Genomic DNA, 10,124 nt, shown 5'->3' on the forward strand with positions numbered 1-10,124 from the left:
CAAGTTCTATTATTGTTGCTATTTAGGTTTCACTCATTGGTGCATACGATTATCATAATTTACCTTAACCACATATCCAAGTTCTACAATTTTTAAATCCACTATTTTTCTCAAGGCTAGTAGGAATTTTTAATTACTCTTAAGCTTCTATTAACTTATGAACTATATCCTCTGATACAGCTTCATCCCCTAATTTGAAATCCCTCTTTCAAACATCTCTTTAGAGTATTAATCGAGGGATTTCAATGTAGCGGTTTTTAATATTGCTGTTGTTAATAATTTTAGGAGGCCAGGTTAGACCCTTTCTTGTTCCTTATAATCATGATTAACTGGTAAATTTAAACTTGTATACATATATAAACCAAACAAGTGACTTACAAACATCTTAACCCTAGTACATTTACCTTTCTCCTTACTTTAGTTAAGGGTATTAACTCTAAAAAAAGGGAGCCTCTTTCAAGGAGCTCTTGAACTAATTGGCTAAGACTTAGCAATCATTCATGATGTTTGAAAATTGCTCCGGAGTCGTATGCTTAGAAATAGCGCGGATAAGACATGATAAGTTAGGTTGTTGTTTTGCAGCAAACACTGCTTGATCAATTACTTCCATATACCCTTTCCCTTTACACATACAGCAAAATCCTTTCTCCGTAATACCGGTGCTATCACACCATGAACATGAACGATTCTTTAGCATAGCTAACCCTTCCTTTCAAAAAATATATACTGAACGAATGGTCGTAATCCTCACTTTTTTATAATAGAAATGTATTTTAGTTGACCATTCCGAACTGTCTAACATAGGAAAGTATGAATCTACTTCATTGTGTGTATTATGAATGCGCGTAGAATAAAGATGAGAAACTATTGGTAGGAACAATTTATAAGTTTGCTGACTAACAATAACAACAAAATCTTTATCCTTTAATTGTTCACCCCTAAATTGAATATAATCAAATCCTCCAAAAACAAATTTTACATCTATTAAATAGAAATAATCTATTTTCAAAGGTATTGGCTTCTCTTATAGGAAGTACTGTATTAAATCAATCTTTAATGTTTTGTGACTGAGTAAAAAAATTTTTATAATTCATAATAAATTTATCTTTCTTTGTTGATATGAAATGGGTCATATCATCTTTTAATCGACAAAACATTCTATTATCAAAACCAAAACTTATTAATTACACACATTAATTTTGCAATATTCATTTATTATCCTTCCCCGTTTCGTATTTTGTAACAAGTTCCTGTGCACGCAATAGAATTTCCACATCTTCATACAACTCAAACTGTTTTACGGGGTCCTTTTCATCCTTAGCACGTTTTTCCACCTTTTCAACAAGGCTTCCAAGATTAAAAGTTTGTTCTTGTTTCATGACTTGTTTAGTTACATATTCATACTCTTCTATTAAACAGTTGGATATTTGTTCTACAGATTTTTCATGCGATAAAGTTTGTCTATAAGAATTATAAAGGGTCATCGTAAATTGATGGAGCCCTTGTTTTAACTCCGACCGTAACCTTCTCTGATCACTCATATAATCACCTCCACCAATAAATAACCTACTTTAAAATGGTAAATCATCATCACTGATATTTATGTCACCAGTGAACATTTCAAAGTTATTTTGTTGTTGATTACTATTATTATCAAAGGTAAAAAATACAATGTTATTTGCGCGTAATTCCCAGTACGTAGTTTTATCCTTCTTAGAAGATTTCATTTTACCGATTACTTGCACAACAGAACCTTTCTTTTGGTATCTTTGTACCTTTTCACCCATTTTCCCCCAAACAGATACATTAAAGAAATCAGTAGTTTTTTTATCTCCATACCCATCATCTACTGCTACAGCAAAACGACAAACTGTCTTTTCACCATACGTATTACTCTCAGGATCACGAGTTAAGCGACCTGTAATTGTAATAATTTGATGCATAATAAATTACCTCCAACTAATGTTTAATTAATTTGGTAAAAATGTTTCATTTGCCACATGGTCATGAAGCTGTTTTAACAACAGAAATACAGCCAATTTAGTGGAGATTTTACTTTTCTTTAAAATCCTGTATAAAAACTTTACTTCTATTTATGACACGTGAAGATTACATTTCTCCCCAATTTTTCTCTATAAGTTTATTAAAAGGAGATTGTTGATAGTTTATTTACTATCTTTTTGAAAGAAGTACCTACATATTTCTATTAAAATATGATTATCATTAGTAGTGTCATGATTTATGAAAATAGAAGTACTTCTTAAACATTTCATGTTATAGTAAAATGTTTTTAATAAAACAACATCAAACTGCTTTTATGAGTTGTTAATAAATAACTCCTCTCAAAACGTAAGCACTTAAAAATTAAAAATCAAGGTAAAAAAAGAGCTTTCCCACGTAGTTTTTTTCTACACAAGTAAACTCTTTACATTAGGCGTATATATTATTTTAAATATATCTAATCTGTTAATAGTACGAGTGAGAGAATAATCATAAGTTACCAGAAAGAACAGGTTACAAAATCGCGTAAACCTTACCAACTACTACCCACCTAGCTAGTAATCCTCTTCGACCATTAGTATATCTATCTGTAGTATTATCGTTACATTAGTTACCTAGTACTAATTCATAACCTAGCCAATAAATAATTATTGTATTTCTAGTCTTATAAACCCTGGGGACTAAGTTGCTTAAAAATGTTTTCAACTAATATCAAACTCCTTTTCGTTTTATTAAAAACAAACGACCCAAACGGTATTTTAATCCGTGCTACCGCATAGGCTATGCAGAGCTATAGAACTATAATTTTTTAAAATGACAAACTTGAACCTGTAACTCTATGTGTGTAAGATAAGCGCTCTAACAGCTATGCGAAAGAGAAATAATATTTAAAATCATAAGTACTTCTCTTTTATTTTCCGGTATTTATTTTTTATATTTAAATTAAGGGCTCCTACCACTCCCCTAATCTAGTATTGAATACTAGGGTCTTCTTCCTCACAGCGAAGACCATCCTAAAATCTATTAATTTAATTTTAAATATATTTGCTGGATTATTAATAAAACCCTATAATCAAATAAAGTCAATAATAACTTTTAAATTATCTAAATAAAAAAGCAGACACAACATGTGCCTACTTTTTTGGAAATTAATATCTTGTTAGATTTGCATAAGATAGAGAAACCCAACCATCATGCACTCTCGCCCATCCATCACTAATATCGTAAATATTCCACGTTTCTCCATTAAGGATAGTACGAATAATATCCCCATCTGTAGAAGATTGTGTACGAACGTTTAGATTTGCAGTAGTTGTAATTTTCCCAATTGGATCACGTTTTCCAGCTAAATTTTCTGGATTTCCATTAGAACTTCCTGCAGGAGTAAACTTAACATAAGCAGGACCTGCTGACACCCACTGGTTTCCTCCAACATTGTATAGATCATTGGATAGTCCCCAAGTTTGATACATTTCACCTTTTTTCACTGTCTTAACAACTCGTGAATCAAAGCTAGCAAATTCCCTTACATTAAGTTCTGGAACAAGAATCTCAACAACACCAATACCATCTGAAGATGGGGGGTGAGTTACTGGTGGTGCTATAGTTGCACCCGTACCAGTAAGTTCAGCTTGTACTGCTGCTAAGAAACTATTCCAGCGCCCTTCATCTAAGATACGGTGTGGGCAATTCTTAACTGCTCTAGAATTACCGTTTCGAACACCAATCTCTGTCCAACTCTTATGAGTACGCACACGATCAATTCCCCATCCGCGTTCTCGTAACAGTTGAGCGACGAATTTAATTGCTAAACTTTCAGCTTTTTCGTATCTTGGACCACCAGACAACGAGTAACAGATTTCAACACCGATAGATTTTCGGTTTCCATTCCCACCGCCATCTCCACAATGCCAAGCATTACGATTAACTGGAATACCCTGTATAACTTCAATATCATCTACTGCAAAATGAAATGAAACCTCATTGTTATTTCCAATCATGTAATTTATTTCATTTTTTGCAGGAGCATCATTATACGTATTATGCACTGTAATATACTCTGCGTTCATAGAATAAGGAGCTTTGATTGGATATTTACTTGCAGCCACAAGATTTTGTATAACTGGAATGGCCATAGTCGTACACCTCCGTATAGATTAAAATGCACGACTAAATTAACCACTTCCTATGTTTAGTTCAAGGTTAAACTTAATCTACTTTATTGAGCGCTCCTAAATGAAGAGAACTGATATGTCTATTTTTTTCTGTACCGCACTGTTTTTACCATTTGTCTACTACACTATTTCCAGAAAATAAGGGTAGCCTTTTCCATCCTATATTCTCTTTAATACCAGGCTATTAAGCTAAACCTGCTACTACCTTATCTTCTACCACCTCAAAGGATAGTTTAAAGCCTTCTTCTTCAACTAAATAAGTAGCAAGTTCACTTAGGATATATGCTGTGTATTCGTGCTTGTACTCTACAGACTCTTTAAAACCTAACATATTTGCCTTTTTATAAAAAACAGAAGAAAATAGAATTTCGTAAACCTTAATTCCACTAGGGTCTAAGCAAACTGTTTGACTAGCAGCTCCGTCTTCAATAATTTCGTTAACAACTTCATCAAGGATACTTTTTATTTTTCCCTCAGTAGTCTTAGCAGGTCTTTGTTGTTCTACTTGATTTTTAATATTTGCAGCAAAATCTTCTTTGGTATTCACTTCGGATTGAGCCTTTATATCTTCTACAAGTTTTTTGAAAGCAGCTTGTTCCTTGATGAAAGCTGCAAGATTAGCCTTTGGTTCTAATTTCATGTAAGGAATCATTACTGAAGAATCCATATCTACTTTCGCTACTTGTTCACGAATTTGTTTAGAAAGTTGTTGAGTTGAAATTTGAGAAGCTAATAAGCTAGCAAGAATTGGTTCTTGTATTGTTTTCTCTTCAGATTCAATTCCTACAATAGATAAGAGTTCTGTCAATAATGGATCAGTGAAAATACGAGAAATTACTTCGTTTATCCCTGCATGAGTTTCATTACCTTGTGGGTGTGAATTTAATACTGTTTTAAATTCTATTACCTCTCTTGGAGATGTTTCTAATAAAGCCTTTGCTACAGATTCAATGTATTCTTTAGCTAATGTTTTTTGCATAGTTAAAATCCTCCTGTATTGTCTTAGTTTGCTTAGTTATTTGTTACTCGATTTATATAGCGTTCGCTATCTGCAATTTCAAAAATATGAAAATCCACTCTAATTAAGAGGTGTTCATTAGTGTTTAAGAAATCTTCTTTTGTTTTTAATGTAATGCAATCTAATGTATAATTCCTCTAACTAGAAAACCAGATACGTGAGGAACAACTACATCTGGTACTGCATCCAGAACACTACCTTCTACCGGTCCTAATTCTTCTGTTGTCAATCTGTTCATATTCCTTTTGAATTCTTTAAGACTACAGACTGTATTTTATGAAGTGCATCAGCCCACCTCATCTTACCTCTTATTTTGAGTCGCTTTAAAAGGATTCGACGTTATATTTTTTTGCATGTACAAACAAAACCATTTGAGAACAAAAAGTCAATAGGTCAGAAGAAAATTGTACACTTGTAATTTTCATTAAATCAATAAGACGTTATCCAACGCTTTATTCTGGTAATAATTTAATTTCTCTCACTAACACACGAAAAGGTTCAAATCCATGTGAAACAATAATATCTGTATTTGCCTTTGATTTGAATTTACAATCTCTTTTTAAGGCAAACATTTTCCCACTCGCAATTACAACATCACCTTTTTTAGCAATGAGTTTCTGCCATAAAGTTACTGGTACCACAATTAATAGCTCACCAAAACCATCATTAAGTGTTACATAGACAATATTAGCACCCGCAGTATCACTTAGATTATTCATGTTTACAATACTCTGAATCTGTCCACCACAAACAATTTCCTTCTCCTGCATTCCACTAGATTTTAAATTGTAGGAGAATTCGCTAATATGAGATTGTAGTCTCTTCATTAGTTTTGCTGCTTCTAACACCTCCGTATTAGTATCTACTAGTACATCTAGTTCGTTATTTACATAAATTTCTTTTAGTATATTTGTCATTTGAAAAATCCTTTATCACATAGTTTTTTGTTTTTTCAATAGATTAGATTATATTTTTATAGAGGAATACAGTAGAATCCACTAAAAATAAAAAAAGACCACTGATTCGAGAAGTCAATTCTCATTCAATCAAAACAGGTCCTTTACAATCTATTACTCCAATTAATAACTTCAAATATGCATTGAAAATTGCGAACAAATGCTAAATATGTCTTATTAATCAAGTATGTAATTACAGTCTACTTACTACATTAGTCAATCCCTCAATCACAGCAAGTTCGTTACTACACTTAATATGTCCCGAAGTACCACATGTTCTTTTACCATTGAAATATTTTCTAACATCCGTTTTACCCTGCCAATAATAAAGACCTAATACTTCCTATTAGGTAATGATTTCAATTCTGTATAGATAATTAGAAAACCTTCACATACTAAGGATTGGTTAAAATCTTTATTGACAATACAATGCAAAAGAATATTGCAATTGTTTCTAAAAACTTGGTATATTCTTCAAGAATTCGCCATACTAATCTTCACACTTAACTTGTCCCTTATGAATTCTTAATGTATGTAATGTTATATAACTAACAAGGTGATTAATTATATCTTTAACCCTATTAGTATTAGGAATACAATAAAATATTTTAGTTAAGTCGAAATTTTTTTCAAATTACTACATATGATTAGTAACTTTTATATTCAACTAGCTTCCTCGTACTCGATTTGTGCTTCTGGTTTTAAGTACATCTTCCGTTGTTCTTGCTTTCTTAAATGTCGTGGAAGGAACATCTTCGTACCGTTTAACCCAAATGCAATCCTGTTCCAGTCTGTCAAGATAGTTGTTTTTAGCAACTTCGGATTTTGAAGAATGACATTGTATGCTTCACGTAACGTTAAGTCATCAAGATCAATCCCTTGTTCAGTAAGAAAATCAATTGTACTACCACGTTGAGTTAATAAGTCATCTAAACCGTTGTCTGTTAACGCTAACAAAGCTTTGAACTCGGTAAAAGTAAAACGATCTCGTACAATATGTTTATTTGTCGCCATTAAATCGTACTTGGCTAATTTTTCTGCAACCCTTTCTCCTTCTGCACTGTTAATTGTATAAATAGTAATATTAAGGCTTTTCAAAAATAATTCCTCCTAATGTTTTCTTAATGTAGGTAACATAAACACTTGATTTAAAAAATGCTAGTAATTTTATCAAAAGCACCACTTCATTTCAAAAAAAAATTGTAAACTTTAAAAACACAAGAAAAGTAGGAGCTTTAGCCCCTACTTAATTACAAAAACCATATCTCACTTAATTTTCCTATCTTTCAGATAAATGACATTATCGACATATTTCATTCATGTAACAAATAAAAATATATCCTATTTTGTTGAATAAACACTAGATTAACAAAGTTAATATTGTTTTTTAGTTAAAATAACATTTTTGTCATTAAATAACTAAAGTTAGTATTTGTAAAAAAGGTGATTGCAATCGCTATTTGTCCCTTGTATGATAAAACCAAGAAAAACAAACATCATTAAATCCGATTTGTCAATACCTTTTCGAGACATTTCATAAAAATTAACCTAAAAAATAGGCTGCGATGTTCGCCACATCGAGCCTAGGACAAAATTTAAAAGTAAGAACACTTATATTTTCGTTTTGAGTCTAAAATTGGAATGCGTAAAATAATATTTCAATTTGTATTTGTTCTATTATGAAAATCTATCATCTTTAATAATACAAAGATACTGCTCTTTATCTTTTTAATCTTTTGTCCTTTGCAAACTATTATACTACCAATGAATCTGGAGGCTTTTTTATGTTAAAAAAGAGAATTAATATAAAAGATATACCAAACGAAGAGTTCTATAAACTACCTAAAGTTTTCATTTGGAAAAAACAATATCGTGAGAATTTAAGTATCGGTGCGAAATTACTATACATGTTAATAAGAGATCGATTTAATTTATCTATATATACAACACAAATTTCAGTTGATAACGGAAACGACACGCCTGCCTTCGTAGATGAAAAAGGTGATATTTATTGTATTTTAGATAATCAAGAAATCGAATTCTCATTAAATATTTCAAACAAAACTGTTACGAAGTTCATGGAAGAGCTTATAGCTGAAGAACTTGTATCCACAGAATCAGTAGATGGAGGCGCTAATCGAATCTACTTGAATGAACCCGATCCTAGTGGAGCGTCATTAGCACATTTCCTAGGTGAAAAAGAATACTACAAACATGTTAAGATGCGTAAGAAAAAGAAGAAAGAACCATTAAAAACATTAGAAGAGTGTATAGCTACTGCTATAGATAAATACGGTGTAAAAAAAGTAGATAAGAAAAATTCCGGTACTAGGGAAGGAAAAATTCCGGTACCTAGTGACGGAAAAAGTACACCCCTTAGTGAGGAGAAAACTCCACCCCTAGGGGAGGAAAAAGTACATCCTAATAATATTTATTCTAGTTATCTTGACCTTAGTGAGATTTATCCCAACGAGAATGATACATATCCAAATAAATCTTCTAAAATAAAAATAGATGAAGAACCAATAGAAGAACTTAAAAATAATATTGTTTTACAAAAAAATAATTATGCCTTATTAAATCCTATCCTTGAACAAGTTGGGATCTGTCCCGATCTAAAGGCAATTAATGTTGTGAAGAAAATACTTGCAGAAGCTGGAATTACAACATTCCACAAGGTAGATGTATTAAATGCAATAGGTAAACATGCTATGAACGTCAAAAAGTATTTATCCCAAGGCGAAGTAATTGAATATGAACCTGCATTTTTCGCTAATAATCTTGTAGACCGTATTAGAGAGAATACTCTTAAGCGTCAAAACGAAGTAAAAAAACTGAAAAAGATAGAAAACCAACAAACCCATGAAACCACTTTTCATTTTTCTTCTTACAATTGGCTTGAAGCAAATTAAAAAAGGGTTCAGTTGCAAAAAACATTTGATAGAAATATAGACCCAATAAAGCCTATTTAATGACAGATTATGACGCACTTCCAAATAACTTATGTATGAACCTAACTTCATTTTAAATAGATTTCACCTATAAGTTAAGTTGGCTTTCATTACTTGCGTAACTTCAACGCCGTTCAATATACAAGTGGCTATTTCATACATCTTAAATTTCAAATCAGAACATACACATTTCTTAATGAAACAGAGGTCCTTTTCACTATATTATTATAATATTTAACTTTAATTATTTATATACTTTTCTCTCCTCTAAACTCATGAATTGCTATAGGAAGAGTTCTTGTTCTATAGCAATTCAACAGTTGAGAAAATAAAAAGACACTTTTTCACAATCTTTAAGTAAAATTCTGTATTTTAGACATACGTAAATGGAATTTCTCTTAGTGCATCTTTTATGAAGTCACTGGAAGTTGCTCCGTTAATTTATTATTCCTCATTCAATTTTAAATACATTTTTAAAGCCTGCATTTCAAAATCGAACTTTCGTTCTTCATCAGAACAAAATATTATCTTTCCTTTATGTATAATTTGGAGCTAATGAACTGTTGAACTTTTTGATAAATCAACATATCAATATCTATATGAATCATATCTACCAACTCCTGAACTCATAAAACGTTTAAAAATCCCTAAAGTTATGTCTCTTAAATATGCTATATCAATATCATTATCTCTCCACTACTTTTTTATTGTTAGGGATTTTACCCCTTTGTTACATATTCTTCTTAACAAAAAAATTAATTTTAAAAAATTTTTTAAACCTCTTTATAAAAGAACTAATGTTCGTGTATAATAAGAACTAATGTTCTTTTGTTTTTAAAAAGAATTACAATGTACAATTATTTAATCCTACTGAATAGGGTCATCTTAGATGTCGATTTTCACATTTTTTATCATTTTAACCAAGATGACTCCTTCTAAAGAATGCAACGATAAGGCTTCTAACCGCAAGAACTGTGGAACTAGCCTAATAAATTAGAGTTCGATAGAACTCTTTACTTAGGAA

The 10,124-nt window shown here is 31.3% G+C and carries 9 protein-coding genes and 1 pseudogene; 1 reads left to right on the forward strand and 9 read right to left on the reverse strand.

Annotated features, from left to right (window positions below; translation table 11 throughout):
• Window positions 1-487: 487 nt before the first annotated feature.
• The 8 genes from HMPREF2590_RS20120 to HMPREF2590_RS20160 all read right to left on the reverse strand — a co-directional run bounded on the left by HMPREF2590_RS20120 (window position 488) and on the right by HMPREF2590_RS20160 (window position 7,247).
• The gene (locus HMPREF2590_RS20120) at window positions 488-697 is read right to left on the reverse strand and encodes a hypothetical protein (RefSeq protein WP_000916955.1); all 210 of its coding nucleotides are present in this window, start codon (window positions 695-697) and stop codon (window positions 488-490) included.
• 15 nt (window positions 698-712) lie between these two features.
• Window positions 713-1,009 carry a dihydrofolate reductase gene (locus HMPREF2590_RS31155; protein ID WP_002098167.1) on the reverse strand — a complete coding sequence of 99 codons (297 nt, stop codon included), beginning with the start codon at window positions 1,007-1,009 and terminating at the stop codon, window positions 713-715.
• A 199-nt stretch (window positions 1,010-1,208) separates the two neighbouring features.
• Window positions 1,209-1,541, reverse strand: a complete 333-nt coding sequence (locus tag HMPREF2590_RS20130) for a hypothetical protein (protein WP_001283602.1) — start codon at window positions 1,539-1,541, stop codon at window positions 1,209-1,211.
• A 30-nt stretch (window positions 1,542-1,571) separates the two neighbouring features.
• Window positions 1,572-1,943: a single-stranded DNA-binding protein gene (locus HMPREF2590_RS20135; protein WP_000553952.1), complete on the reverse strand. Its 372-nt coding sequence runs from the start codon at window positions 1,941-1,943 to the stop codon at window positions 1,572-1,574.
• A 1,206-nt stretch (window positions 1,944-3,149) separates the two neighbouring features.
• Window positions 3,150-4,136: an N-acetylmuramoyl-L-alanine amidase gene (locus tag HMPREF2590_RS20140; protein ID WP_001007307.1), complete on the reverse strand. Its 987-nt coding sequence runs from the start codon at window positions 4,134-4,136 to the stop codon at window positions 3,150-3,152.
• Window positions 4,137-4,359: 223 nt separating this feature from the next.
• A complete protein-coding gene (locus HMPREF2590_RS20145; RefSeq protein WP_001172955.1) occupies window positions 4,360-5,154 on the reverse strand; it encodes a hypothetical protein in 795 nt (264 codons plus the stop codon).
• Window positions 5,155-5,645: 491 nt separating this feature from the next.
• Entirely contained in the window at window positions 5,646-6,110 is a 465-nt protein-coding gene (locus HMPREF2590_RS20155; RefSeq protein ID WP_070861503.1) for a DNA-binding protein, read from the reverse strand.
• A 702-nt stretch (window positions 6,111-6,812) separates the two neighbouring features.
• Window positions 6,813-7,247, reverse strand: a complete 435-nt coding sequence (locus HMPREF2590_RS20160) for an ArsC/Spx/MgsR family protein (protein WP_000838805.1) — start codon at window positions 7,245-7,247, stop codon at window positions 6,813-6,815.
• A gap of 686 nt (window positions 7,248-7,933) precedes the next feature.
• On the opposite strand from HMPREF2590_RS20160, the gene HMPREF2590_RS20165 reads away from it, so the two are divergent.
• Window positions 7,934-9,061: a replication initiator protein A gene (locus HMPREF2590_RS20165; protein WP_000914745.1), complete on the forward strand. Its 1,128-nt coding sequence runs from the start codon at window positions 7,934-7,936 to the stop codon at window positions 9,059-9,061.
• A 483-nt stretch (window positions 9,062-9,544) separates the two neighbouring features.
• Here HMPREF2590_RS20165 and mntA read toward each other — a convergent pair.
• Window positions 9,545-9,790: pseudogene (gene mntA / locus HMPREF2590_RS30895) on the reverse strand (type VII toxin-antitoxin system MntA family adenylyltransferase antitoxin); the annotation flags it as partial.
• Window positions 9,791-10,124 lie beyond the last annotated feature (334 nt).

The sequence above is a fragment of the Bacillus sp. HMSC036E02 genome, assembly GCF_001836235.1.
GTDB lineage: Bacteria > Bacillota > Bacilli > Bacillales > Bacillaceae_G > Bacillus_A > Bacillus_A cereus.